At 64.5% G+C, this 23,243-nt stretch carries 26 protein-coding genes and 1 tRNA gene; 10 read left to right on the forward strand and 17 right to left on the reverse strand.

From position 1 onward, the window contains the following. Positions 1-191 precede the first annotated feature (191 nt). Together JQ635_RS29120 and JQ635_RS29125 are read right to left on the reverse strand one after the other, a co-directional pair. On the reverse strand, positions 192-1,022 hold the full coding sequence (locus JQ635_RS29120) for a transglutaminase-like domain-containing protein (protein ID WP_211413209.1): 831 nt from the start codon (positions 1,020-1,022) through the stop codon (positions 192-194). Continuing rightward, complete coding sequence (locus JQ635_RS29125) at positions 1,023-1,934, reverse strand: transglutaminase family protein (RefSeq protein ID WP_211413210.1); 912 nt, start codon at positions 1,932-1,934, stop codon at positions 1,023-1,025. It lies immediately after the preceding gene. A gap of 91 nt (positions 1,935-2,025) precedes the next feature. Here JQ635_RS29125 and JQ635_RS29130 point away from each other — a divergent pair, with 91 nt between their 5' ends. After that, positions 2,026-2,829 (forward strand): N-formylglutamate amidohydrolase, encoded by an 804-nt coding sequence (locus tag JQ635_RS29130; RefSeq protein ID WP_211413211.1) that lies wholly within the window; start codon positions 2,026-2,028, stop codon positions 2,827-2,829. 209 nt (positions 2,830-3,038) lie between these two features. Here the strand turns inward: JQ635_RS29130 and JQ635_RS29135 are convergent, their stop codons facing one another. From JQ635_RS29135 to JQ635_RS29150, 4 genes are all read right to left on the reverse strand, one after another. After that, positions 3,039-4,022 (reverse strand): DUF3592 domain-containing protein, encoded by a 984-nt coding sequence (locus JQ635_RS29135; RefSeq protein ID WP_211413212.1) that lies wholly within the window; start codon positions 4,020-4,022, stop codon positions 3,039-3,041. Positions 4,023-4,096: 74 nt separating this feature from the next. Further along, a complete protein-coding gene (locus JQ635_RS29140; protein ID WP_211413213.1) occupies positions 4,097-4,717 on the reverse strand; it encodes a LysE family translocator in 621 nt (206 codons plus the stop codon). Between the two features lie 233 nt (positions 4,718-4,950). Next, the gene (locus JQ635_RS29145) at positions 4,951-5,484 is read right to left on the reverse strand and encodes a hypothetical protein (RefSeq protein WP_211413214.1); all 534 of its coding nucleotides are present in this window, start codon (positions 5,482-5,484) and stop codon (positions 4,951-4,953) included. Positions 5,485-5,486: 2 nt separating this feature from the next. Beyond that, positions 5,487-6,932, reverse strand: a complete 1,446-nt coding sequence (locus JQ635_RS29150; RefSeq protein ID WP_211413215.1) for an LVIVD repeat-containing protein — start codon at positions 6,930-6,932, stop codon at positions 5,487-5,489. Between the two features lie 116 nt (positions 6,933-7,048). Between JQ635_RS29150 and JQ635_RS29155 the strand changes: the two genes are divergently transcribed. From JQ635_RS29155 to JQ635_RS29165, 3 genes are read left to right on the forward strand one after another with little or no spacing between them, the layout of a single operon-like run. Then, a complete protein-coding gene (locus JQ635_RS29155) occupies positions 7,049-7,363 on the forward strand; it encodes an ArsR/SmtB family transcription factor (RefSeq protein ID WP_211413216.1) in 315 nt (104 codons plus the stop codon). Further along, positions 7,356-7,826: an SRPBCC family protein gene (locus JQ635_RS29160; RefSeq protein WP_211413217.1), complete on the forward strand. Its 471-nt coding sequence runs from the start codon at positions 7,356-7,358 to the stop codon at positions 7,824-7,826. Before JQ635_RS29155 ends, JQ635_RS29160 begins: the two co-directional genes overlap by 8 nt. After that, positions 7,823-8,335 (forward strand): SRPBCC family protein, encoded by a 513-nt coding sequence (locus JQ635_RS29165; RefSeq protein ID WP_211413218.1) that lies wholly within the window; start codon positions 7,823-7,825, stop codon positions 8,333-8,335. The genes JQ635_RS29160 and JQ635_RS29165 overlap by 4 nt, the downstream gene beginning before the upstream one ends. A gap of 202 nt (positions 8,336-8,537) precedes the next feature. Here the strand turns inward: JQ635_RS29165 and JQ635_RS29170 are convergent, their stop codons facing one another. Next, positions 8,538-9,311, reverse strand: coding sequence for a DUF2189 domain-containing protein (locus JQ635_RS29170; protein WP_211413219.1), 774 nt, complete (start codon positions 9,309-9,311; stop codon positions 8,538-8,540). A 263-nt stretch (positions 9,312-9,574) separates the two neighbouring features. Here JQ635_RS29170 and JQ635_RS29175 point away from each other — a divergent pair, with 263 nt between their 5' ends. Further along, positions 9,575-11,806, forward strand: a complete 2,232-nt coding sequence (locus tag JQ635_RS29175; protein WP_211413220.1) for an ATP-binding protein — start codon at positions 9,575-9,577, stop codon at positions 11,804-11,806. On the opposite strand, the gene JQ635_RS29180 is transcribed toward JQ635_RS29175, so the two are convergent. From JQ635_RS29180 to JQ635_RS29210, 7 genes are all read right to left on the reverse strand, one after another. Continuing rightward, complete coding sequence (locus JQ635_RS29180; RefSeq protein WP_211413221.1) at positions 11,807-12,250, reverse strand: hypothetical protein; 444 nt, start codon at positions 12,248-12,250, stop codon at positions 11,807-11,809. 2 nt (positions 12,251-12,252) lie between these two features. Beyond that, on the reverse strand, positions 12,253-12,621 hold the full coding sequence (locus JQ635_RS29185; protein ID WP_211413222.1) for a YybH family protein: 369 nt from the start codon (positions 12,619-12,621) through the stop codon (positions 12,253-12,255). An 80-nt stretch (positions 12,622-12,701) separates the two neighbouring features. Beyond that, entirely contained in the window at positions 12,702-13,169 is a 468-nt protein-coding gene (locus JQ635_RS29190) for a MarR family winged helix-turn-helix transcriptional regulator (RefSeq protein WP_211413223.1), read from the reverse strand. A gap of 9 nt (positions 13,170-13,178) precedes the next feature. After that, the gene (locus JQ635_RS29195; RefSeq protein WP_211413224.1) at positions 13,179-14,789 is read right to left on the reverse strand and encodes an acyl-CoA synthetase; all 1,611 of its coding nucleotides are present in this window, start codon (positions 14,787-14,789) and stop codon (positions 13,179-13,181) included. 126 nt (positions 14,790-14,915) lie between these two features. Then, positions 14,916-16,055, reverse strand: coding sequence for an epoxide hydrolase family protein (locus JQ635_RS29200; protein WP_211413225.1), 1,140 nt, complete (start codon positions 16,053-16,055; stop codon positions 14,916-14,918). Between the two features lie 208 nt (positions 16,056-16,263). Next, positions 16,264-16,719 carry a GatB/YqeY domain-containing protein gene (locus JQ635_RS29205; protein ID WP_211413226.1) on the reverse strand — a complete coding sequence of 152 codons (456 nt, stop codon included), beginning with the start codon at positions 16,717-16,719 and terminating at the stop codon, positions 16,264-16,266. A 60-nt stretch (positions 16,720-16,779) separates the two neighbouring features. Further along, entirely contained in the window at positions 16,780-17,481 is a 702-nt protein-coding gene (locus JQ635_RS29210; RefSeq protein WP_211413227.1) for an alpha/beta fold hydrolase, read from the reverse strand. Between the two features lie 146 nt (positions 17,482-17,627). Here JQ635_RS29210 and carA point away from each other — a divergent pair, with 146 nt between their 5' ends. After that, on the forward strand, positions 17,628-18,818 hold the full coding sequence (carA, locus tag JQ635_RS29215; protein ID WP_211413228.1) for a glutamine-hydrolyzing carbamoyl-phosphate synthase small subunit: 1,191 nt from the start codon (positions 17,628-17,630) through the stop codon (positions 18,816-18,818). 36 nt (positions 18,819-18,854) lie between these two features. Here carA and JQ635_RS29220 read toward each other — a convergent pair whose 3' ends face one another. Continuing rightward, complete coding sequence (locus tag JQ635_RS29220; protein ID WP_211413229.1) at positions 18,855-19,070, reverse strand: hypothetical protein; 216 nt, start codon at positions 19,068-19,070, stop codon at positions 18,855-18,857. Positions 19,071-19,219: 149 nt separating this feature from the next. Here JQ635_RS29220 and JQ635_RS29225 point away from each other — a divergent pair, with 149 nt between their 5' ends. Further along, complete coding sequence (locus tag JQ635_RS29225) at positions 19,220-19,741, forward strand: cupin domain-containing protein (protein ID WP_211413230.1); 522 nt, start codon at positions 19,220-19,222, stop codon at positions 19,739-19,741. Positions 19,742-19,867: 126 nt separating this feature from the next. Here JQ635_RS29225 and JQ635_RS29230 read toward each other — a convergent pair whose 3' ends face one another. Continuing rightward, a complete protein-coding gene (locus JQ635_RS29230; protein ID WP_211413231.1) occupies positions 19,868-20,392 on the reverse strand; it encodes a Dps family protein in 525 nt (174 codons plus the stop codon). A gap of 114 nt (positions 20,393-20,506) precedes the next feature. On the opposite strand from JQ635_RS29230, the gene JQ635_RS29235 reads away from it, so the two are divergent. Continuing rightward, positions 20,507-21,208 carry a class I SAM-dependent methyltransferase gene (locus JQ635_RS29235; protein ID WP_211413232.1) on the forward strand — a complete coding sequence of 234 codons (702 nt, stop codon included), beginning with the start codon at positions 20,507-20,509 and terminating at the stop codon, positions 21,206-21,208. Positions 21,209-21,262: 54 nt separating this feature from the next. Then, positions 21,263-21,338 (forward strand) — tRNA-OTHER (locus JQ635_RS29240). Positions 21,339-21,486: 148 nt separating this feature from the next. Here JQ635_RS29240 and JQ635_RS29245 read toward each other — a convergent pair. Beyond that, positions 21,487-21,864, reverse strand: coding sequence for an ArsR/SmtB family transcription factor (locus JQ635_RS29245; protein ID WP_211413233.1), 378 nt, complete (start codon positions 21,862-21,864; stop codon positions 21,487-21,489). A gap of 114 nt (positions 21,865-21,978) precedes the next feature. Here JQ635_RS29245 and JQ635_RS29250 point away from each other — a divergent pair, with 114 nt between their 5' ends. Continuing rightward, the gene (locus JQ635_RS29250) at positions 21,979-23,148 is read left to right on the forward strand and encodes an MFS transporter (RefSeq protein ID WP_211413234.1); all 1,170 of its coding nucleotides are present in this window, start codon (positions 21,979-21,981) and stop codon (positions 23,146-23,148) included. Positions 23,149-23,243 lie beyond the last annotated feature (95 nt).

Raw genomic sequence — 23,243 nt, forward strand, 5'->3', positions numbered from 1 at the left:
GACAGCGCTACAAACGCGCCGCCGTCCTGGCGAAAGCCAGGACCCATAACCACCGAAAGCGGGAATGGGCACGATGATGGCCAGAGCGGTGCGCAACACGAACAGTCGGGGTAATGGGTCCTGGCTTTCACCAGGACGACGACGAGGAGGTATTGCGCCCTACTCCCTCACACAAGCGCGTCGCGCCCCCCTCACCCCGCCTTCGCCACATCCGCGCCGACCACCTCGTCGCTCACCACCACGAACTTCTTCAGCTCCATCCGGCCGAAGCTCGTCGATAGCGCAACGTCGGCGGCGTCGCGCCCCGTGGCCATCAGGATGCGGCCGATGCGGGGGATGTTGTGGCGGGCGTCGAAGGTAAACCATTGGCCCGAGAGCCAGACCTGAAACCAGCCGGAGAAATCCATCGGGAACGGTTCGGGCGGGATGCCGATGTCGCCCATGTAGCCGGTGCAGTAGCGCGCGGGGATGCCCATGCAGCGGCAGAGCGCGACGGCGAGATGCGCGAAGTCGCGGCAGACGCCGGTCTTCTGCTCGTAGACGTCGTGCGCCGACTTCATGTGATGGGCGTGCTCATAGCCGAAGGTGACATGCTGATGCACGAACGCGGTGATCGCCGCGACTCGATTCCAACCGGGCTCCGTCTTAGCGAACAGCGACCAGGCGATGTCCGTGAGCTTGTCGGTCTCGCAATAGCGGCTCGGCATCAGATAGAGCAGCAGCTCGTTCGGCAATTGCTCGATCGGGATCTGCTGCGCGCCCTGCATCACCTCGTCGGGCAGGCCGCTGTCGCGCACCAGCGCGCTGCCCTTCAGCGTCACGCCGCCGGCGGGCGCCATGAGGCGGCCGCACACATTACCAAAACTATCGTGATAGAAGCGGATCGGAACGTCGGGCTCGGCAACCACCGTCTCCTTGCCGATGATGTCGGCTTGTCGCGAGGGGTGGATGTTCAGCATGATCACCATCGGTGTCGGCTGCACCGCCGTGTAGGTGATCTCGAAGCCGACCTTGATCTCCATCTATGAAACCTCTGCCTCCATCTCTGCGTCGCTGTCTTGGTCGTCCGAGACCACCTTGATGTTCACTTCCATGACATCGAAGGCCTCTTCGGAGCCGATATAGACGCCATGCAGCGGAATCGCCTGGCGCGGGTCGCGGGCGACCGCGACGCGGATGAGGTCTCGGGTGCCGACGATGCCGTTGGTCGGATCGAACTCGATCCACCCCGCGCTCGGCAGATAGACCTGCACCCAGGCATGCGTCGAGCCGCCGCCGACATGGCGCTGCGCGATGTCCTCGGGGACGAAGATGTAGCCCGAGACGAAGCGCGCGGCGATGCCGAGCTGGCGCAGCGCCTCGATCATGAACAGCGCATAGTCCCGGCAGGTTCCTGTGCCCGACTGCAAAGTGTCGAGCGGATGCTGCGTGCCGGGCTCATGACGCTTGCGGTACTTGAACTGCTTGCGGATCGCGTGCGTCATGCCGCTCAGGATCTTGAAGGTCGGCGTCGGCGCCTCCTCGTCGAGGAAGCCGCGCGCCCACTCTCCGATCTCGCCGTCGGGATCGGCATATTGCGGCGTGATGTACTGGACGAGATCGGCAAACTCCTCGTCGTCATAGACGAACGGGTAGAAATAGGCGGCATCGTCCGCGGTCAGCGCGAACTCGTCGACGGGATTGTGCTCGACCGTGACGTGCCAGTCGAAGGTCAGATGGTCCGCGCGCTCGTCGAAACTGGCGATCGCGACCGAGTTGCCGAAAACGTCGTGGATCCAGCGCAACGACATCGGCTCGGGCGAAATCTCGAGCCTGCTGTCGACCACGCGCAAATCATGCCCGTCGCGCGGACGCAGCATGATGCGGTGTTCGCCGAACGCCACGGGGCGGTTGTAGCGATATTCGGTCTTGTGATGAATCGTGAGCAGCGGCATCGTCCGGCAATCATGGTGATTTTGGGCAGACCAATCTATACCGATTCCTGCCCAATTTTCGGGGTGACTGCATTTTCCATAGGCAATCAGGATGGCTTTAGACACAGCCGGCGCGGCCGATCAACTGCTCGGCGAGGGTGACATTCCGCCAGTGCATGAGGCGAATGCAGAAGGCACATCGCCCTTCCTGCTCACCTCCGATCACTACGGACGGGCGCTGCCGCGCGCGCTCGGCGATCTCGGCATTCCCGAGAGCGAGCTTGTCAGGCATATCGGCTGGGATATCGGCATTGCCGGCGTCGCCGAGCGCCTCGCCAGAATGCTCGATGCGCATCTGATCGCGCAGCGCTATTCACGACTCGTGATCGACTGCAACCGTCCTCCCGGCGCGGCCAGCTCGATCCCGGTGATATCAGAGGCAACCACGATCCCCCGCAACGAGGCCATCTCAGACGCCGAGCGCGCGGCGCGGCGGCGCGAGATCTTCGAGCCCTATCATCACCGCATCGACACGACGATCGGCCGCCGCCTGCACGACAAGCGGCCGACGGTGCTGGTGTCGCTGCACAGCTTCACGCCGGTTTATGCCGGCGTCGCGCGGCCCTGGCACATCGGCGCGCTGTACAATCGCGACCCCGTGTTGCCGCGGCTCTTGGTGAAGCATCTTCGTAGCCAGGGCGATCTCGTCGTGGGCGACAACGAGCCCTATGCGGTGAGCGACCTCACCGACTACACCATCCCCGTCCACGGCGAAGCCCGCGGCCTCGTCAACACCGGCATCGAGATCCGCCAGGATCTGATCGCGGACCAGTCCGGCCAGCAGCAATGGGCGGAGCGGCTGGCCAGGGTCTTCGCGGAGATCGAGGTGGAGCTGCGGGCTGAGTTGCTGGTGTAGGCCGAAGCGCCACCACATCGCACACTGCGTTCCCTCCCCCTTGCGGGGGAGGGTTAGGGAGAGGGGTGCCACACGGCACACTCTCTCGTGAGTGCAAGAATTCTTCTCGACGACGGATACAATCTTTGCTGGGCTACCCCTCTCCCCCGCCCTCCCCCGCAAGGGGGGAGGGAGCGCGGCGGAGTGCGGCGAAGCTGCTGAGGACGATCTCAACCGCCGCGCGTTGCCACGAACAGCGCCAGCGCGGCGAAGATCGCGGCGATGCCCCACAGCACGTAGGCCATGCGGCCGTCGCCGCGGGCATCTAACGTGGCTTCGGCCGGATTGTCGGGATTGACGCGGACCTCGACGTTCGCACCGTCCTGGTAGCGCGACATCAGCTTCTTCAGCATCTCGTCGGAGGCAGCAGGCGTTTCGGCCGCGACGCGCGCGCATTCATTGGTGTAGCTGATGTTCTGATAGCGATAGGTGTAGGTCACGCGCTTGCCGAACATCTCGAGGCCGCGCGCCTCACCCGGCTCGCTGGCCTCGTGATACTCCTCGATGCCCGACAGCTTGATCGTGCCCGGCACGACCGGCCAGCGCGTCGCCATCGACGCCTGCCGCTGCACGGCCCACGCCATCAGCCCGATGACGAGGCCGAACGCACCGAAAGCGACGACGAGGCCCGCAAGATCGGGCCGGCCGATGTGATGGGCGAGATATTGGTAGCTCTGGTTGAGGCCGAACACCGAGCCGAAGATGATGGCGAGCACGATCGCCGAGCCGATGCCGAGGCAGCCCCACAGCCCCTTGGGCAGATCACGCTCCAGCACCGCCTGATCCGGATGCCGCGGATTGTAGTAGACGGTGACGATGCTGCCGGCCGGATATTTCGCGAGCTTCTCGGCGACCTGGAAATTGCCGAGGTCCTCGCCGATCGAGATGCGGTTGCAGCGCAGCTTGCGACCGCCGACCGAATATTCGTAGGTGACGTTGGCGAAGTTGCGGCTCTCGGTGCGATAGCCGTCCTCGCGCTCGTCATCGGACACCTTGACCTCGCGCACCTCGGCGACCGAGGTGATGACCTTGCCCGCGGCTTGCGGCCAGCTTCGCGCCTCACGCGCCTGCCAGGTCTTGACAATTGCGGCAATCAGGATGAGCGCGAGCGGCGCAAGCAGCATCGCGTAAACGAGCGGAGGCAAATTCGGCACGGTCAAAATCCTTGGGTCAGCGGCAATGCTTCCTTGGACGCACCGCCACTGCCAAAGGTTCAACCGATGTCAGCTCATTTCGCCCGGGTCAGCGCCAGCCAGATACCGCCGCCGATCATGAAGCCGCCGGAGATGCGCGACATCATCCGGGTACGACGGGCCGAGAAGAATTTTCGCGCGCGCCCGGCAGCGATGGCGTAGAGCGCGTCCGTCATCACGGCCGTGACCATGAAGGTTATGCCCAGCAGCGCGACTTGCGGAAAGTGCGGCTGGCTCATGTCCATGAACTGCGGGATGAAGGCGCCGAAGAACACCAGCACCTTCGGGTTCGACAGCAGCACCAGGAAGCCCTGCAGGAAAAACCCGCCGCGGGGCGGGGCCGGCGGCTCGTCGACATCGACGCCCTCGACCGGCGCCCAGATCAGCCTGATGCCGAGCCAGACCAGATAGGCCGCGCCGGCAAAGCGCACCCAGTCGAACCAGTAGCCCATGGTCGCCATCAGCGAGGTCAGGCCGATCGCGACGATGCCGATGACGATGGCAAGACCGGCTTGCGCGCCGGCAACGTTGGTCAGCGCCGCACGCGTGCCATGGCGCAGCCCATTGGCGATGACCAGGGTGACGATCGGACCCGGCAGCAATGCCAGCGCAATGCAGGCGGCGACGAAGGCGAGATAGGCTTGCATGGACATCATGGGCGGGACTCGGCTGAGGGTGATTTGGAGGTATTAATGCATGGGAGGGGCGGGAACGGAAGGCTCCTCAATCACAGCCGTCATACCCCGCGAAGGCGGGGTATCCAGTACGCCGCGGCCTCTCCGCATCCCACATTCGTCTCTGGAATACCGGATCCCCCGCCTTCGCGGGGGATGACAGCGGAGAGCCGCGGGGGATGACAGCGGAGAATGTGGAAGCGGGCGCACCAACATCACCGACCATCCAATGCTTCGGCCATCCATCGCGTCATCTCCTCCGTTTCCAGAAATACCAGCGCCGCGCTCTGCACGGCGTTCGCCTCGCCCGCGCCTTGCGCCACTGCGACGAGCAAATCGCAGCGGCGCGACAGCGCGAGGCCGGTAGCGGCGTGGCGGGCGCCATCGGGCATGTCGAGGTCGTAGAGCCTGATGCGCCCCAGCATGGCGGCGACGCCCACGGCGTGCCCTGGCCCTGCGGGGACAAAGCGCGGACTGATCAGGTCGATGTCGGTAACGCGATCGACTTCGTCGTCATCGGCAACACCGGTGTCGCAGTTGCAGAAGCCGCGCTTGGCGCGAATGTAGAGCTCGGCACCATCGCATCCGCCGGCGATACAGCGGAACGCCCGGCCCGCGGGCCAGCCGTCGCGGGGAAACGACCACGCGATCTCCCGCCAGCCCCCGGCGCGTGGCATCTCGGAGGCACGCAGGTTCGATACCGCGCCGAGAGCGATCACCGCCATCAGCATGGTTGCCGCGCGCCGCATCGTCAGTTCCTCGGCAGACCGGCCACAGCGCGCGCGGGACCGGTCAGTTCGAGAATGTGCAAGCCGGTATTGGCGCGGTCGACGATGTAGATGTAGCCGCGATCATCGGTCTCGACATTGTTGGTCTGGATCGCGACCTTGCAGCGCTCGCCGCCCTCGACGGGAATGCAGCGCTTGTCGGTCGCCGCCGTGATCGCCGGGATGAAATAGCCGACTTCCTTCGGGTGATAGGGATCGCGGATATCGAGCGCGCGCACGCCGGCATTGAAGAAGGCGATGAAGGCCATCTTCTTGTAATAGACCGACGCCATGCTCTCGTTCGACGAATGCGAGCCGAACCGACCGCCGCGCTGGCAGAACTGCCCACTCGCCTCCGGCACGGTGTAGCTCGAGATCATCATCGGCCGTGTCTCGGTGGTGACGTCGGCGAACCACACCATCTGCCGCGCCTCGCCGCATTCGTTCAAAATCGCCTCGTCTACGATCATGACGATGTCGCGCGTCTTGCCGTCCTTGTCCTCGGAAAACTCCGCGACCGGCATGTCGAGCATCGGGAACGTCGTATGCGCGCCGTTGAAGGCGGACATCGGCATTCGTGAAATCTCGGGAAAGCGGAGATTGTCCGCTGTCGGCTCCTTCGGCCCGGTCAGGAGCTTCTCGCGATCGACGATCTGCAAAATGCCGCCCTTGTTGGTGCCGTAGCCGAAATAGACGCGGTTGCCGTTCGGCCCGGTCGAGATTGGCCCGTGCAATTCGGTCGGCACCGCGCCGGTCGAGCCGGGCTCCTGGCCCGGCAGGCCGAAGTCGCGGATCTTCTGCGGATGCGCGGGATCGGAGAGATCATAGACCTGCGTCATGCGGCGCGTCCGCCACTCCGGCGCGCCCGAGACCAGAAAGGCGATGCCGGTGTCGCATTCCCACCAGCTCTTGTGCGTGTCCTTCAGGCCAGCGATGCGCGTGATGAGCACGGGGCTGGCGGGATCGGTGACGTTCCAGATCTCATGCGCCTCGCCGCCGAAGGTGCGCAGCATGTAGACTGCATTCGGGTCGCCCTTCGGCAAGGTCTTGCCGTCGCAGACCCGCACCATCTGCGCGCCGCCGGATTCATACTTGCCTTCCTGCCCCGGCAGGTGGCGCAGATATTTTGGACGCGCGGGATCGGTGACGTCGACGATCGAGGTTCCGTTCGGCTCCGCCTGCCCCGTCATCGGATTGACGGGCGCGGGCGCATCGTCGGTGCCGCCGTGATGGCCGATATAGGCGATCCAGCGATCGCCCTGATGATGGATTGTCGGCTGATAGGCGCTGCGCGCCTGGAGGTCGTTGGTGCCGACCAGCTTCATGTTGGAAGCTTCCGGCGGCGCGCCGATGGTCTGCTTCTGGGCGTAGGCGACGGTGCTGCAGGCGAAAAGAGCGAGGCCTGCGGCAGTCAAGACGCAACGGAACATCAATGTCCTCCCGGAACCAATCTGCGTTGGCTGAGATGAAAGGCTAACACGGCCGATCCTGCGGCCCAAAGACACCATCTTGACATGCAACCATTTGGTTGCCTATTATCGCTGCCATGGATGAGGTCTTCAAAGCGCTCGCCGACGCGTCACGACGCTCGCTTTTGGACAGGCTTCACGCCAGGAACGGCCAGACGCTGAACGAGCTTTGCGAAGGCCTCACGATGACGCGGCAGGCCGTCACAAAACACCTTGTCATTCTCGAAGAGGCCAACCTCGTCACGACCATCAGACATGGTCGCGAGAAGCTGCATTACCTCAATCCGGTGCCGATCCATCAGATCGGCGAGCGCTGGATCAGGAAGTTCGAGCGCGACAAGCTCGTCGCGCTCAGCGAGTTGAAACGCCAGTTGGAGAAGCGCGATGAGTAAGCCGCAATTCGTCTATGTGAGCTATATCGAGACCACTCCGGAGAAACTGTGGGAGGCGCTGACGTCGAGCGCGTTCACCAGGCAATACTGGTTCGGCGCCGAGGTCCGCTCAGACTGGAAGGTCGGTTCGCCCTTTGCGCTCCTGCTCGACGGCGAGGTCACCGATTCCGGCGAGATTCTGGAGGCCGATCCGCCGCGGCGCCTGTCCTACAGCTTCAAGCACCACAAGTTCGAAGAGCTTCGGGGCGAGCCGATCTCACGCGTCGTCTTCACCATCGAACCGTTCGGCTCGCTCGTGCGTTTGACCGTGCTGCATGACGGCTTCGTCGAGGGCGGCAAATATCTCGGCGCCGTCTCCAACGGCTGGCCGGCGATCCTGTCCCAGCTCAAGAGCCTGCTCGAGACCGGCAAGCTGCTCGGCATTCCGCGCGCAGCCCTGAACAAGGGATTCGATGCAAAATGAACCTCGATCAATTCAAGCCGCTCACGGTCTACACCATCTACATCGCCTCCACGCCTGAGAAGGTGTGGGAGGCGCTGACCTCGGCGGAGTTCAGCAAGCAGTATTTCTTCGGCAATGCCGTGGAAGTCGAGCCGCGGCTTGGCGGCGCGTTCATCGTGCGCACGCCTGACGGCGCGCTGCACATCAGCGGCGAGGTTCTCGCATATGACCCGCCGCGAAAGCTCTCCGTCACCTTCAACGTCAACTGGCCGGAGCTGATCGAAAAGCTCGGCCCGACGCTCGTGACCTATGAGATCGAACAGGCCGGCGATGCGGTCCGTCTCACCATGAGCGAAGGCCATGACCGGCCGCTCAGCGACGATATCCTTGCAGGTGGCCGGCAGGGTTGGCCGGCGATCCTCTCCAGCCTCAAGAGCGTGCTCGAGACCGGCAAGCCGCTGGTGGTGAAAATGGGTCCGCCGCAGCGGATGCTGGATGCGCTGAAGGCGATGGGGATCAAGACGCCGTAGGTGCGGCAATCAACACTGTCGCTATGGCCTCTTCCCCTCTCCCCTTGTGGGAGAGGGTGGCTCGCCGCGAAAGCGGCGAGACGGGTGAGGGGTCTCTCTCCACGCGCGCCCCTCTCGCATTAGTCCCCGCGGATAGAACCCCTCATCCGGCGCTTCGCGCCACCTTCTCCCACAAGGGGAGAAGGAAGAAAGGCAGCGGACACTATGGCACAGGCGCCACCAGCCGCCGATACAGATGCCACGTCGCGTGCCCGAGCACGGGCAGCGTCACGATCAGGCCGAGAAAGTACGGCAGCGCCGAGACGATCAGCAGCATCACGATCACAGCGGCCCAGCCGATCATCGGCAGCGGGCTCGTCACCACCGCACGCACGCTCGTCACCATCGCCGTGACGAAATCGACCTCGCGATCGAGCAGCAGCGGAAACGACACCACGGTCAGCGAGAACAGGATCAGCGACAGCACGGCGCCGACCGCGTTGCCGATGGCGAGGAACAGCAGGCCTTCGTTGGTCGTTAGTACCACCGTCATGAATTCCTGCAGGCTCGAAAACGACGCATGCAGGCCGAGCAGCAGCGCGATCAAGAGCCGCACCTGGTACATCCAGATCACGAACATGAACAGCGTGACGAAGGCCATCCATCCGATTTCGCTGCGCGAGCGCACCGCCGACCAGATTGCACCGAACGACACCGGCTCGCCGCGTTCGCGGCGGCGGCTGACTTCATAGAGACCGATCGCCACGAACGGGCCGATCAGCGCGAAACCGGCAGCCAGGGGATAGACCAGATAGACCATGCCGAAGGCGGTGAGGCAGAGCATGATGGCGATGCCGCCGGCGGCGTAGAGCGCGCCGAAGCAAAGCCCGTAGAGCGGCAGCGCCTGGAAGTCGCGCAGGCCCTCGACCAGCGCCTCGGCGATGTCGGTGGCCACGACGGGACGCACCACCGGATCGACCTTGCCCGAGATGGACATCAGCTTCCTCCTCATTTGCCGGCGCGATCTCCGTCGCACGCGACCTCGATATTAGCGCCCTCCCGCACCGCGCGCACGCGCAAGTTGACCGCGGAACGACGGTATCGCGGTGAGCCGGCAACGCCGCGTCGCCCACCCGCCAAGCGTGTGCGTCAAAATCTTTCCTCGCTTTTCGGCACCATGCCTATGGACGGAGCGGAGGGCGGTGCCGCAAATTGTACCTCCGCCCCCACGCGCGATGACCAGAGCGGACCATTCGACCAATGAGCTTGCGTACCCGGCTACTGATCCTCGTCATCGCGGCCATGCTGGTGCCGGCGGGCCTCGTCGGCCTGCGCTTCATGCAGAACCGCAGCAGCGACATCAACGCCGCCCTGACCAATCTGGCGGCGGCGGCCGACGAGATTGCAGGCGATCTGGACGAGAAGATCCAGGGCACCGCGCAGCTTCACTATGGTCTCGCCCGTGCCCGCGACCTCGACACGCGCGACAAGGCGGCGTGCTCGGCGTTTCTGTCGGAAGTGCGCGAGGAATACCCGCAGTTCACCGGGATATTGACCATCGATCCCGACGGCAGCCTGTTCTGCGACTCGCTGCGGACCAACCGCAGCCTCGATCTCCGGGACCGCGCCTATTTCAAGCAGGCGCTGGTCTCGAACCGCGTCGTGCTCGAACCGGTGTTCGGCCGGCTGACCGGAATATCGGTGCTCCAGATCGCTTATCCGGTGCGCTCGGACGCGGGTACGCTGAAGCTGATCCTGCTGGCTTCGTTCAACCTGCGCAAATTCGCGGAGTTTCACCACAAGCGCCTGCTCGCCGAGAAGGAAGTCCTGCTCGTCGACGGCAAGGGCACGGTTCTGGTTGCTCCCTCGGGCGCAGGCTGGTCCGTGCCCGTCGGCGGGTCGATTGCGGGAACCGAACTGTTCCGCTTCGCAGCAACGCCCGACCAGGAGTCCTTCCACGAGCTGACCGATGGCGCGGGCCGCACCCATGTCTGGAGTGTCGCCGCCCGCTCGCCGTCGACGCGGGATGCCGGTCTCTACATCCTGGTCGGACGGTCCAAGGACGGGCTGGTCTCGGCAGCGAACCGCCGGCTCTATGAGGACCTGGCGATCCTGGCGGTGGCCTCGCTGCTGCTGCTGGCCGCGGTCTGGATCCTTGCGACCGTAAGCGTCGGGCGCCAGGTCGGACGGCTCGCCGCGATGGCGAAGAATCTCGGGCGCGGCGATCTCAGCGCGCGCATTCCGCCGCCCCATCCGGAGGGCGAGCTCGGCGGACTGATGACCCTCCTCAACGACACCGCCGAATCGCTGCAGCAGCAACGCGCCGCCATCGCCGACCTCAACCAGAAGCTCAGCCAATCGCAGAAGATGGAAGCCATGGGCCAGCTCACCGGCGGCGTGGCGCACGATTTCAACAATCTCCTGACCGTCATTCTCGGCAATTCGGAGCATCTGGCCGACCAGCTGGCGGGCAACAAGGAATTGCACCGGATCGCCGGCGACATCGCCACCGCCGCCGAGCGCGGCTCCGACCTGACGCGCAGCCTGCTCGCCTTCGCGCGCAAGCAACCCTTAAGGCCGCTCGACATCGACATCGCCGGCAAGCTGCTCGACATGGAGCCGTTGCTGCGCAGGTCGCTGGGCGAGCATATCGAGTGCACTTTTTCGCTCGATGCGGATCTGTGGATGACCAGCGTCGATCCCGGCCAGCTGGCGACCGCCCTGCTCAACCTCGTGCTCAACGCGCGCGACGCTTTGCCCGAGGGCGGCAAGCTGACGGTCGAGGCGCGCAACACCTCGCTCGGCGAATCCGACCTCGACGTCAACGGCGAACCGCGGCCGGGCGACTACGTCATGGTGGCCGTGGCCGACACCGGCACCGGCATGACCCCCGAGGTGGCGAGCCGCGCCTTCGAGCCGTTCTTCACCACCAAGGAGGTCGGCAAGGGCACCGGGCTCGGCCTCAGCATGGTCTACGGCTTCGTGCGACAGTCCGGCGGCCTGGTGCAGATGCAGTCCGAACCGGGACACGGCAGCGTGGTCAGGCTGTTCTTTCCCCGTCTTGCAACGCCGCCGGCCGAGGATCCGTTACCAGCAGAGCAGATCGCAGCCCCCGATGGCAGCGAGACCATTCTCGTCGTCGAGGACGACGACATGGTGCGGGCTTATGTCGAGAACGAACTGAAGGCGCTCGGCTACCGCGTCATCGCGCGCTCGAACGGTCCCGCGGCGCTGGACTTGTTGCGCCAGCGCGGGGATATCCATTTGCTGTTCACCGACGTCGTGATGCCCGGCGGCATGTTCGGGCCGGAGCTTGCACGGCAAGCAACGGCGCTGCGGCCCGGGCTCAAGGTGCTCTTCACCTCCGGCTACACCCAGGATCCGGTCAAGACACCCGACGGGGTCGGCGACGCCCGCATTCTGACAAAGCCGTTCCGGCGCAAGGATCTCGCCGCGATGCTGCGGGCCGCCCTCTCGACGCCGTCGCGATAATCAGGACGAGAACGCGAGCTGGAGCGCCACGCCGAGATTGGCCGCGAACAGCGCCGCATCGATGACGAATATCCGGAGCATCGGGCCCTTCAACACGGGCCAGTAAGCGACCCCGACGCGTCCGCCGCGCATCAGCACCGGAATGTTGTAGGCGAACTGGCTGAAGTGGCAGGCAGAGAAGAACAGGAACAGCACCAGCTGCGCCTGCAGCGGCTGGAAGAAAATCGGACGCGCGGCCAGAAGATAGAACGACAGCAGCCCGATCGGCAGGTTCATCCCGCCGAGGAATGCGACGCTGGCCGCCAGGGTCGGCGCGATCGGATTGCTACGCTCTTCCCGCGGCAGCAATATCTTCAGCGTGTTGGCTTGCGCGATGCTGAACTGGATGAACGCGCCGACGAACCAGAGCGCGTTGAGAAGCAGAACGATATCCAAAAGACGCATGGCTATTTTCCGTAAAAGGCTTCGCTGCGGACCACGCGGCCCGCGTCGTCGAAGTCCATGAATTCGCTGGCGCGCGTGCCGCCCAATTGCCACCACACCGTCAATCGCGCGATCGTCTCGTCCCAGCTCCAGCTGAGGATCTTCAGGTCGGCGCTTTCGATGTGGCCATAGGCTTGCCGCCAATAGGTGCGGATGTTCTCCGCGCCGGTGACAACGGGGGAGCCTGTCAGTTCGAGCGCGAGAGGACTGCGCATCTGCGCATCGTCGGCAAAATGCGCGACGACCGCGTCGATATCGACCTTGCACCAGCTCGCGCACCATGCCGCGACGAAACGTTCGGCCGCCGCGCGATCCATCTTCCCTGCGCTCATGGCAGAGCCCTCCCTGGCCCGTTGGCCGGGAAAGTGGCAAAGCCGCGCCCTCATGTCAACTATGTTGACTTGAGAAGCCGTCAGTTGTTGTCGGCGATCGCCTCCATGACGGCCATCCAGGCCGCCGTGCCCGACGCCCCGGCGCGCTCGAACGCCTGACGCATCACCTTGCGCTCGTGGTCCGACGCCCTTTGCTCGATGCGTTGCCCCGCGGCCGTCAGGCGCAACAGCTTTGAGCGATGCTGTTCGGGTGCGCGCTTCGACGTCAGCAGCTTGCGCTCCAGCAGCAAATTGAGCGGCCGGTTCAGGGCCTGCTTGGAAATGCCGAGGATCTCGATCAGCGCGCCGATCGCGATGTCGGGCCGGCGCGCCACGACGTAGAGGATACGATGGTGCGGGCGCGACAGCCCCTGCTTCGCGAGATAGTCGTCGGCCTCCAGCGTCATCCCGCGCCAGCCGTAATACATCAGCTCCAGCGCCGCATCGAGATCGTGCAGCTTCGCAAGCGAGGCGCGGTGAAGTCCCGCGGCTTGAGACGTCTTTGCCATTGTAAGAAATTAACCCCTCGCCCGCAGCTCGCGCCGCAGCACCTTGCCCGTCGCCGTCATCGGCAGCGTCTCGGCGAACTCCACGTAGCGCGGATATTCGTGCGCGGCGAGCTGCACCTTCACGAACTCCTGGATCTCGCGCGCGAGCGCGTCGCTGCCGGTAAAGCCCGGACGCAGCACGATCCAGGCCTTGATTGACTCGGTGCGGATTGGATCGGGGATGCCGACCACGGCGGCCATCGCCACCGACGGATGCTTCATCAGCGTGTGCTCGATTTCGGAGGGGCCGACGCGGTAGCCGGCCGTTGTGATGACGTCGTCCTCGCGGCTGACATACCAGAAATAGCCGTCCTCGTCCTGAACGCCGAGATCGCCGGTCAGCAGGAATTCGCCGGCATATTTCTTCGCCGTCGCCTCCGGATTGCGCCAGTATTCGAGCATGGTGACCGGGCACGGCTGGCGCACGCCGATGATGCCGCGCTGGCCGCGCGGCAGTTCCTCGCCCTTGTCGTTGACGATGCGGACATCGAAACCCGGCGTCGCCTTGCCCATCGAACCCGGGCGGATCGGAAAAAGATTTGAGTTGCTGCCGATCACGAGGTTGCACTCGGTCTGGCCGAACACCTCATGCGCGTCGATGCCAAAAGTCTCGCGCACCCATCCCAGCAATTCGCCGCCGAGGGATTCACCGCCGGTAAAGATACTGCGCAGCTTGACACCCGGATGCTTCACGCCGGCCTGCCGCATCAGCTTCAACGCGGTCGGCGGCAGGAAGACGTTGCGAACGCCGAGATCGGCCATCATCTGCATCGCCGCCTGCGGCTCGAATTTTCGCGCGCGGTGGCCGACCAGCGGGATGCCGTGATACCAGAACGCGAGCAGGCCGTTGACGAGCCCGCCGATCCAGGCCCAGTCGGCCGGCGTCCACATCAGGTCGCCGGGCCGCGGCAGGAAATTGTGACACATCTCCACATTCGGGAGATGGCCGAGCACGACACGGTGCGCATGCAGCGCGCCCTTTGGATTGCCCGTCGTGCCCGAGGTGTAGATGATCAGCGCAGGATCGTCGGCCGAGGTGTCGACGTTGGCAAAATCCTCGGACGCGGTTTCGATCGCGGACCAGAACGGCTTTGCGCCGGCGTGGACGGCGCCGCTCGTGACATAGATGTCCTGCAGATAGGGCAGCCGGTCGCGGATCTTCGTGAGCTTCTCCCAGCCAGCCTCATCGGTGATGATGGCTCTCGCCTGCGAATTCGACAGGCGGAATTCCAGTGCGTCCTCGCCGAACAGCGCGAACAGCGGGATCGAGATCAGCCCGGAGCGGAACGCCGCCATATGCGCGATCGGCAATTCCAGCGACTGCGACAGGAACACGGCCACGCGGTCGCCGCGGACAAGCCCATCCGCCTTCAGCACATTGGCGAAGCGGCGCGACATGTCGGCAACCTCGTCGAAAGAGGTGCGCGTGGTGGCGCCGTTCTCGTCGACATAGATCAGCGCGAGGCGGCCGGTGCCGTCGGCATGGCGATCGCAGCACGCCTCCGCCATGTTGAAGCGCGCCGGGACGTCCCAGCGGAAGTTGCGATAGAGCTCGTCGTAGGTCTTGGCTTCGGTGAGCATGGGCTTGGTCGTCTTCCCGGTCTCTTGTTGTTATGGCCCAGTCTAGAGCCGTGAGTGCTCGGAACAAGCCCCGCGACGTCATTCCGTGGCGACGCGCCAGCGTCGAACCCGGAATGACAGCAGGGCTTACCGCACCGTCGCGAAGAACTTCCTGACATCGCGCACGAACAGTTCTGGCTGCTCGAAGGCTGCGAAATGGCCGCCCTTCTCCATCTCGCTCCAGTGGGTGATGTTCGAAAAGTTCGGCTCCATCCAGCGCCGCACCGGCGTGATGATCTCCTTGGGGAACACCGCGACGCCCGTCGGCACCTTCACCACCGGCGTCGTGCGGCGCTTGCCAAAGCTTTCCCAATAAAGCCGCGCCGACGAGGTCGCCGTCTCGGTCGCCCAGTAGAGCATGACGTTGTCGAGCAGCTCGTCCTTGCTGAAGATATTCTCGGGATGACCGTTGCAATCGGTCCAGGCCCAGAATTTTTCCAGGATCCAGGCCGCCTGCCCGCTCGGCGAATCCGTCAGGCCGTAGCCGAGCGTCTGCGGCCGCGTCGACTGCTGTTTTGAATAGCCGGAGTCGAGATCGACGTAGTGCTTGAGGCCGGCGAGCGCGCGCTTCTCCTCCGCCGTCGGCTCGCCCTCGACTTTCGGCGCCGCGTTGAAGGCGAGCGTGATGTGGATGCCGGCGCAATGTTCTGCATCCTGCGCGCCGAGCGAGGTCGTCACCGCCGAGCCCCAATCGCCGCCTTGCGCGCCGTAGCTGATATAGCCGAGCACGTCCATCAGCTTCGCCCAGGTCGCGGCGATGCGGTCGACGCCCCAGCCGGTGGTCTTCGGCTTGGCGGAGAAGCCGAAACCCGGCAGCGAGGGACAAACGACATGGAAGGCATCTGCGGGATTGCCGCCATGCGCGGCAGGATCGACCAGCGGCGCGATCACCTTCTGGAATTCCACGATCGAGCCGGGCCAGCCATGGGTGATGATCAGCGGCAGCGCGTTTGCTTCTCTCGAACGCACATGGATGAAGTGGATGTCGAGCCCGTCGATCTCGGTGGTGAACTGGGCGAAGCGATTGAGTTTTGCTTCGCGCGCCCGCCAGTCGTAACCATCAGCCCAGTAGGTACAAATCTCCTGGATCCATTTCAGCGGCGCACCCTGGCTCCAGTCGTCGACGAGCTCAGCTTCGGGCCAGCGGGTGCGCGCGAGGCGCGATTTGAGGTCGGTGAGGATGTCGTTGCTGATGGCGATGCGGAACGGTTTGATGGCGGCGGTCATCGTGCCTCCCCTGTTTTCTTATGGAGAGAGTAGACCGAACCGATGCCGCATCAAAGGTGCACCTTCTCCCCTTGTGGGAGAAGGTGGCGCGCCGGATGAGGGGTATCTGTCCGCGTGAACTAATGTGAAAGACTCACCCGCGGAGAGAGACCCCTCACCCCCCTCGCTTCGCGAGGCACCCTCTCCCTCAAGGGGAGAGGGGAAGAAGCTAGCCCGACAGCGCGGCCTTCACCAAGCCGCTGGCCTTGCCGAAATCCATCTGGCCCGCGTATTTCGCGCGCAGCACGGCGATCACCTTGCCCATGTCCTTCATGCCGGCCGCGCTCGTTTCAGTGACCGCGTCGGCGATCGCCTTCTTCACCTCGTCCTCGGACATCTGCTTCGGCAAATACGCCGAGATCACGGCGATCTCCTCGCGCTCCTGCGCGGCGAGCTCGGCGCGGCCGCCCTTGTCGTAGAGCGCCACTGATTCCTGGCGCTGCTTGATCATCTTCTGCAGCACGGCGAGCAGGTCAGCGTCCGACAGCGGCGGCTTGCCCTGCCCCCGCGCCTCAATGTCGGCGTTCTTGAAGGTCGAGTTCACCATGCGCAGCGTGGACAGCTTGCGCTCGTCCTTGGCCTTCATGGCCTCCTTGACCGCATTGTTGATGTCGTCGCGCAGCATGATCGTGATCCCTTCGAATATATGACGCCTGATCTAGGCCGTTTGCGGCCTCCACACAACCTAGCCCCCGAGCCATTCGGTGAGCGCCCGCACTGTCGCTTCCGGCTGTTCCGGTTGCGGCAGGTGCCCGCAACGCTCGAGGACCACCAGCCTTGCGCCGGCAATGCCCTCCGCCATCTCCTTCGAGAACGCGTTGAGGATGGTGTTATCGGCATCGCCCGTCAGCACCAGGGTCGGACACTTGATGGTCGAAAGCGTCGGGCGTGAGTCCATCCGCGCGATGATCGCGGTCTGTTGCCGCAGATAGCCTTCGACGCCGACGTCCTCATCCTGCGCATGTACGAGCTTCAGAATATCGGCATCATTGCGCCGCGACGGATGCACGAGCTCCGGAAAGCTCTCCTCGCGAATGGCGCGAAGTTCGCCGCGCCTCGCCCGCTCCATCAGGCCGCGCCGGCGCGCGGTCGCCTCCGGCGTGTCGGGGCGCGCCTGGGTGTTGATCAGCGCGAGCTTGGCCACCCGCTCCGGCGCCTGGCGCATGATCTCGAGGGCGATGTAGCCGCCCATGGAATGGCCGGCGAGCGCAAAGCGCGGCGGCGCCCCGCTCAGGGCCCGGGCGGCAATCGCGGCCATGCTATCGTCGCGGATATGGTTGGCAATCATCACCGGGCCGAGCCGCCACAAGGCGGGGAGAACCGGGGCGTAGATCCGGGCCGAGGAGGCCAGCCCCGGAACCAGCAAGAGCGGGGTGGTCTGGTCCATTATTGCCTCGAAAGCCCCTAGATTTACCGGAAATTGTGCAGTCAAGCTTAAGTGCCCGAGACGAGCTGTCAAATATGCAAAAACGCATGTGAATCGGCGCTTCTCTGCTTTGACGGGCGCGTGTTGGGGGCTTATGAAGCGGGCTCATGACACAACATGACAACGATCCTGCCTGGCCGGACCACAAACCGACCGCGCTCCTCGTGCTTGCCGATGGCACGGTGCTCGAGGGCTTTGGTCTCGGCGCCGAAGGCCACGCCGTCGGCGAGGTCTGCTTCAACACCGCGATGACCGGCTATGAAGAGATCCTCACCGATCCCTCCTACGCCGGCCAGCTCATCACCTTCACCTTCCCGCATATCGGCAATGTCGGTACCAACGAGGAAGACATCGAGACGGTGAACATGGCCGCGACGCCGGGCGCGCGCGGCGTGATCCTGCGCACGGCGATCACCGATCCCTCGAACTACCGCGCCACCAAGCATCTCGACCAGTGGCTCAAGGCGCGCGGCATCATCGGCCTCTCCGGCATCGACACTCGCGCCCTGACCGCGCTGATCCGCAGCAAGGGCATGCCCAATGCCGTGATCGCGCATTCCAAGACCGGCGAGTTCGACCTGCACGGCCTCAAGGAAGAAGCGCGCGAATGGCCCGGCCTCGAAGGCATGGACCTCGTGCCGATGGTCACAAGCGGCCAGCGCTTCACCTGGGACGAGACGCCGTGGCTGTGGGACAAGGGCTTTGGCCGGCAGGACAAGCCCGAGTTCAACGTCGTCGCCATCGACTACGGCATCAAGCGCAACATCTTGCGCCTGCTCGCCGGTGTCGGCTGCAAGGTGACGGTGGTGCCGGCGACAACCTCGTCCGCAGACATTCTGGCGATGAAGCCGGACGGCGTGTTCCTGTCCAACGGCCCGGGCGATCCGGCCGCGACCGGCAAATATGCCGTGCCTGTCATCCAGGACGTCATCAAGTCGGGCACGCCGACCTTCGGCATTTGCCTCGGCCACCAGATGCTGGGCCTCGCCGTCGGCGCCAGAACCAAAAAGATGCATCAGGGCCATCACGGCGCCAATCACCCGGTCAAGGACGAGACCACCGGCAAGGTCGAGATCACCTCGATGAACCACGGTTTCGCTGTGGACGAAAAGACGTTGCCGAAGGGCGCGACGCAGACCCACATCTCGCTGTTCGACGGATCCAATTGCGGCATCCAGCTCGACGGCAAGCCGGTGTTCTCGGTGCAGTATCACCCCGAGGCTTCGCCCGGTCCGCGCGACTCGCACTATCTGTTCCAGCGCTTCGCCGATTTGATGCGGCAGAAGAAGAGCGCGTAAGGCCAAAATCGCCGGCGGATGACTCCGCCGGCTCCGTCACGGACGCATGAACATGAAGTCCGTGTCGGGATCGCAGTTCTCGGCGACGAAGCGCAGCTCCGCCTGGATGTCGGCGACGGACCTCGTCTCCAGATATTTCGAAATCACGAGACTGAGCAAGGCGCGGCAGACGGCTTCGTGCCCGAGGCCGGCCGTCTCAGCTTCATCAATGGCCGCCGAGAAATGACGCTGCGCAACGTCGGATGCGTACATGGCGCTCCCCCTCTTTCGCTTTGATCTGCGTGCCGCCGAACGGCCGCCTGCGCCTTGATCTCTATCAAGCCGGCGTATGGAGTGGCGTAAGGAACAAGGGGGGCCTGCACCGTCTTGATCCCGGGTCTGTTGTTACCCGGAGCCCAGCCATGTCGATCGTCCGCGACCATGCCGAGCCGCTCGCCATCGTCTTTGAGGATGACGGGCTCGTGCCGAACAACATCCATCCGTTCCTGGTCTACCAGGGCGCGGTCAAGCTCGATCCGAAGCGTCCCGAAGAAACCATCGAAAGCCTGTTCGAATCGAACGGCTGGGGCGGGACGTGGCGCAACGGCGTCTACGACTACCTGCATTATCACGCGACGGTGCATGAGGTGCTTGGCGTTGCGCGCGGCAGTGCCCGCGTCCGTTTCGGCGGCGACCATGGCCAGGAGCTGGAGATCAAGGCCGGCGATGTCGCGATCCTGCCTGCCGGCACCGGGCATCAGTGCATCAAGGCGAGCGATGATTTCTGCATCATCGGCGCCTACCCGCCCGGCGCGAAGATGGAGATCACGCGGGCGACGCCGGAGAACCATGCGAAGGCGCTGAAGACGATTCCAGAGGTCGCGCTGCCGCCGGCTGATCCCGTGACGGGGAAGGATGGAGCGTTGATGCGGTTTTGGGGGTAACCAAAAGCGGGGTGCCGTAGGGTGGGCAAAGCGAAGCGTGCCCACCATTCGATTCATGCCGTAATGATAAATGGTGGGCACGGCGCGCAAGATGCGCGCCTTTGCCCACCCTACGACAGCTCGGCTCTACGCTTCGTTCGCACCTTCCCGACGGGTCGCCTCGAACAGGAACCACGTCCGCCGCTCGGTCTCGTCGATGAAGACTTCGAGGATGCTGGCGCTCGCGACGTCGCCGGCCTCGTCGCAGACGTCGTGCGCCTTGCGCATAGCGGCTGCGACGTGCTTGTTGTCCTGCATCAGCTCGCGCAGCATCTCGCGCGGCGGGACGTAGTCTTCGTTGTTGTCCTTGATGGTCTGGAGCTTTGCGACCTGGCCGATCGACTTCAGCGTGGTGCCGCCGATCTTGCGGACGCGCTCGGCGAGCTGGTCGGTGGTGGCGAAGATCTGGTCCGACTGCTCGTCGAGCAGCAGATGGTAGTCCCGGAAGTGCCGGCCGCTGACGTGCCAGTGGAAATTCTTGGTCTTGAGATACAGTGCGAACGCGTCCGCCAGAAGCACGTTCAGTGACTCCGAGACCTTCTTGACCCCGTCGGGCGACAGATCGGTGGGGGTGTCGAGTTCAGGCGAGACCTTGTTGTTGGTTTTGCTCACGGGAAACCTTCCTGTTAGGACGCGGACATTGACGGCGCGCCGTCGCACCCCTAACGCAAGGCGGGCAGCGCCAGTTCCTTGGCAGGAACCGTTTGGCCGGGACCCTCGGATACCATGGACGATTGGATCGATTACTACGACTCGACGCACACGATCTATGTCAGCAAGCTGCATCGCGACTTGCACTTCCAGATCATCGCGCGGGACATCATCGGCTACATCACCTCGCCCGAGGCGACCGTGCTCGACTACGCCTGCGGCGAGGCGCTGTCGGCGAACCAGGTGGCGGCCGCCTGCGGCAAGCTGATCCTGGCTGAACCCGCACCGGGCGTGCGCGGCCGGCTGATCGCGCGGTTTGCCCCCAACACCAGGATCCGCGTCCGCTCGCTCGACGACGTCCGCAAGATGCAGGACCAGTCCATCGACCTCGTCGTGATGAACTCGGTCGCGCAATACATGACGGGCGAGGAGCTCGACGCCGCACTGCTCAATATCCGGCGATTGCTGACGCCATCCGGAAAGCTGGTGCTCGGCGACATCCTTCAGCCCCAGGTCGGCATGGTCAGGGACGTGATGGCCCTGCTCGGCTTCGGTCTGCGTCACGGCTTCCTGAAGGACGCGCTGATCGGGCTGATCAGCACCGCGCTGTCGGATTACCGCCAGTTGCGCTCAAAGATCGGGCTGCAGCGCTACAGCGAGGACGAGATCACCGCGAAGCTGAAGGCGGCCGGCTTCGCGGTCCAGCGCGCCCACGCCAATATCGGCCACAATCGCTGGCGCATGACCTTCATCGCTCGGCCACCGCTGGTTCGTTAAGCATAACAATTAGCCGTTGTGGCTTGTCGCACTGCAATCGGTAATGTCCGCCCCGGCCCGGTGGCGGAAGCGTCTACGCGAGGGCGGTGCAACGCTCTTCATCCTGGTTCAAATCCAGGCCGGGTCTCCACGCTTCGCCCCTGCGGGGCTACGCGTGGCGCAGCCATGCTAGACCAGCAGGGGCGAAGCGTGTCCGGCGTAGCTTGAGCGGAGCGAAAGCGTAGACGGACTGGCGGCTAACGCGCTGCGGGCAAATCAGCAGCCCACGCACAACCGTCTCATTTTCGGTCAACCTCGACCAATTCGCACTCCGGCAGCAGCGGTAGCCGGTCGGCATCCTTGGCTGCGGAGCTGAGCACGGCATCGAGCAGGCCCGGGAAGCGCGCCTCCAGATCCTCACGTCGCAACCGCATGAAGCGGTTGGTGCCCGCCACGCGCGTCTGCATCAGGCCGCAGTCGCGCAGCTTGGCGAAGTGATAGGCGAGGTTCGACTTGCCACTTAGAGCGCTGAAGTCGCTGCAGCGGAGTTCGCTGCTGACACGTTCCTGCTGGGCGAGCTGGTAGACGATCGCCAGACGGATCGGATCGCTCAGGCAATCCAGGACCATCGGCAGCTCGATCTGCTCGCGGGTGGGATGGTGGGGCGTGCGGCTCATGGTCCGAAAATCATAGCGATGCGGCCGCAATGTTCAATAGTTCTTGAACCAATTGACAGCGGCACCACTATCGTTCGATAGTTCAATAAACATTGAACATAGAGGTTACTGTCAATGAGCGTGTTCTGGCTGGCCCTGGGGGCCTTTGCGATCGGCACTGAAGGCTTTGTGATTGCTGGGCTTTTACCTGCGATCGCCGGCGACCTGTCGATTTCGGTCTCGGCCGCGGGTCAATTGGTCACGGCCTACGCCCTCACCTATGCCGTGGGCTCGCCGGTCCTGGCGGTGGCGCTGAACAATATCGATCGGCGCACCGTGCTGGCCCTGGCACTGACGACCTTCATCGCCGGCAACCTTGCAGCGATGGTGGCCTCCAACTACGCCCTGCTGCTGGCCTCGCGGATGCTGATGGCGCTGGGCTCCGGGCTATGCATGCCGACCGCGCTTGCGGTTTCGGTTGCGGTCGCCTCCCCTGAAAGGCGCGGCCGCGCGGTGGCGCTGGTCACCTCGGGCCTCACGGTTGCGACCGTCATCGGCGTGCCGCTCGGCAATATCGTCGGCAGCCTGCTCGGCTGGCGCGCGACCTTTGCCATGGTTGCCGTGATCGGCGCGGTTGCGCTCGCCGGCCTCCTGCTCGGCCTGCCCCGCGGGCTGCCGCGCAACACGGCTTCGCTGAGCGACCGGCTGGCGGTCGCGCGTCACAGCAACGTCCTGATCGCGCTTCTGATCACCATTCTCTGGGCGCTCGGCGGCTTCACCGTGTTCACCTATTTCGCGGTCCCTCTGCGCGATCTCGGCTTCGATGCATCGCATATCAGCCTGGCGCTGCTGGTGTTCGGCGGCGCGGCCGCGATCGGGAACATGCTCGGCGGCGCGCTGGCCGACCGGCTCGGCTCGCTGACCACCGCAGCGCTCGGCCTCGCCGGCATGGCGAGCGCCCTGATCCTGCATTCGCTGGTCCTCAAATTGATGCCCGGGCAGGCGCATTACGCCGTGCTGGGCGCGATCTTCCTGTGGGGAATCTCGGGCTGGGCATTCTATCCGGCCCAGATCGCCAGCATCATCCGGATCGAGCCGCAGGCCTCGATGATCGCGCTCTCGCTCAATGCCTCCTCGATGTATCTCGGCTTCGCCATCGGCGGGGCCTTAGGGGGAGCGGTGCTGGCCACCCTGTCGCCGACCGACCTCGGCTGGATCGGCGGATCGAGCGTTGCGGCCTCGCTTCTGGTGCACCTCGCCCGGGGCTGGCAGGCCCGGCCAAAACCGGTCAAAATTGCCGGTTGATGGGCATTTTTCGGGGTTTCGCCGCCCCGAAAACTGGTCTAAGACCCACCCGCGCGCGAGGGAGACCCCCGCGCTCTCGGCTTAGGGGACGCGCG

It is taken from the genome of Bradyrhizobium iriomotense (assembly GCF_018130765.1).
GTDB classification, from domain to species: Bacteria; Pseudomonadota; Alphaproteobacteria; order Rhizobiales; family Xanthobacteraceae; genus Bradyrhizobium; species Bradyrhizobium iriomotense_A.

Bases quoted from the DNA above. Each gene is read 5' to 3' on its own strand.
- JQ635_RS29130 (WP_211413211.1), top strand. From the start codon at position 2,026: ATGGCTTTAGACACAGCCGGCGCGGCCGATCAACTGCTCGGCGAGGGT.
- JQ635_RS29160 (WP_211413217.1), top strand. From the start codon at position 7,356: ATGAGTAAGCCGCAATTCGTCTATGTGAGCTATATCGAGACCACTCCG.
- JQ635_RS29190 (WP_211413223.1), bottom strand. From the start codon at position 13,169: ATGGCAAAGACGTCTCAAGCCGCGGGACTTCACCGCGCCTCGCTTGCG.
- JQ635_RS29245 (WP_211413233.1), bottom strand. From the start codon at position 21,864: ATGAGCCGCACGCCCCACCATCCCACCCGCGAGCAGATCGAGCTGCCG.
- JQ635_RS29170 (WP_211413219.1), bottom strand. From the start codon at position 9,311: ATGTCCATCTCGGGCAAGGTCGATCCGGTGGTGCGTCCCGTCGTGGCC.
- JQ635_RS29180 (WP_211413221.1), bottom strand. From the start codon at position 12,250: ATGCGTCTTTTGGATATCGTTCTGCTTCTCAACGCGCTCTGGTTCGTC.
- JQ635_RS29200 (WP_211413225.1), bottom strand. From the start codon at position 16,055: ATGACCGCCGCCATCAAACCGTTCCGCATCGCCATCAGCAACGACATC.
- JQ635_RS29210 (WP_211413227.1), bottom strand. From the start codon at position 17,481: ATGGACCAGACCACCCCGCTCTTGCTGGTTCCGGGGCTGGCCTCCTCG.
- JQ635_RS29205 (WP_211413226.1), bottom strand. From the start codon at position 16,719: ATGCTGCGCGACGACATCAACAATGCGGTCAAGGAGGCCATGAAGGCC.
- JQ635_RS29235 (WP_211413232.1), top strand. From the start codon at position 20,507: ATGGACGATTGGATCGATTACTACGACTCGACGCACACGATCTATGTC.
- carA (WP_211413228.1), top strand. From the start codon at position 17,628: ATGACACAACATGACAACGATCCTGCCTGGCCGGACCACAAACCGACC.
- JQ635_RS29225 (WP_211413230.1), top strand. From the start codon at position 19,220: ATGTCGATCGTCCGCGACCATGCCGAGCCGCTCGCCATCGTCTTTGAG.
- JQ635_RS29145 (WP_211413214.1), bottom strand. From the start codon at position 5,484: ATGCGGCGCGCGGCAACCATGCTGATGGCGGTGATCGCTCTCGGCGCG.
- JQ635_RS29140 (WP_211413213.1), bottom strand. From the start codon at position 4,717: ATGATGTCCATGCAAGCCTATCTCGCCTTCGTCGCCGCCTGCATTGCG.
- JQ635_RS29120 (WP_211413209.1), bottom strand. From the start codon at position 1,022: ATGGAGATCAAGGTCGGCTTCGAGATCACCTACACGGCGGTGCAGCCG.
- JQ635_RS29155 (WP_211413216.1), top strand. From the start codon at position 7,049: ATGGATGAGGTCTTCAAAGCGCTCGCCGACGCGTCACGACGCTCGCTT.
- JQ635_RS29185 (WP_211413222.1), bottom strand. From the start codon at position 12,621: ATGAGCGCAGGGAAGATGGATCGCGCGGCGGCCGAACGTTTCGTCGCG.
- JQ635_RS29125 (WP_211413210.1), bottom strand. From the start codon at position 1,934: ATGCCGCTGCTCACGATTCATCACAAGACCGAATATCGCTACAACCGC.
- JQ635_RS29165 (WP_211413218.1), top strand. From the start codon at position 7,823: ATGAACCTCGATCAATTCAAGCCGCTCACGGTCTACACCATCTACATC.
- JQ635_RS29150 (WP_211413215.1), bottom strand. From the start codon at position 6,932: ATGTTCCGTTGCGTCTTGACTGCCGCAGGCCTCGCTCTTTTCGCCTGC.
- JQ635_RS29175 (WP_211413220.1), top strand. From the start codon at position 9,575: ATGAGCTTGCGTACCCGGCTACTGATCCTCGTCATCGCGGCCATGCTG.
- JQ635_RS29220 (WP_211413229.1), bottom strand. From the start codon at position 19,070: ATGTACGCATCCGACGTTGCGCAGCGTCATTTCTCGGCGGCCATTGAT.
- JQ635_RS29250 (WP_211413234.1), top strand. From the start codon at position 21,979: ATGAGCGTGTTCTGGCTGGCCCTGGGGGCCTTTGCGATCGGCACTGAA.
- JQ635_RS29195 (WP_211413224.1), bottom strand. From the start codon at position 14,789: ATGCTCACCGAAGCCAAGACCTACGACGAGCTCTATCGCAACTTCCGC.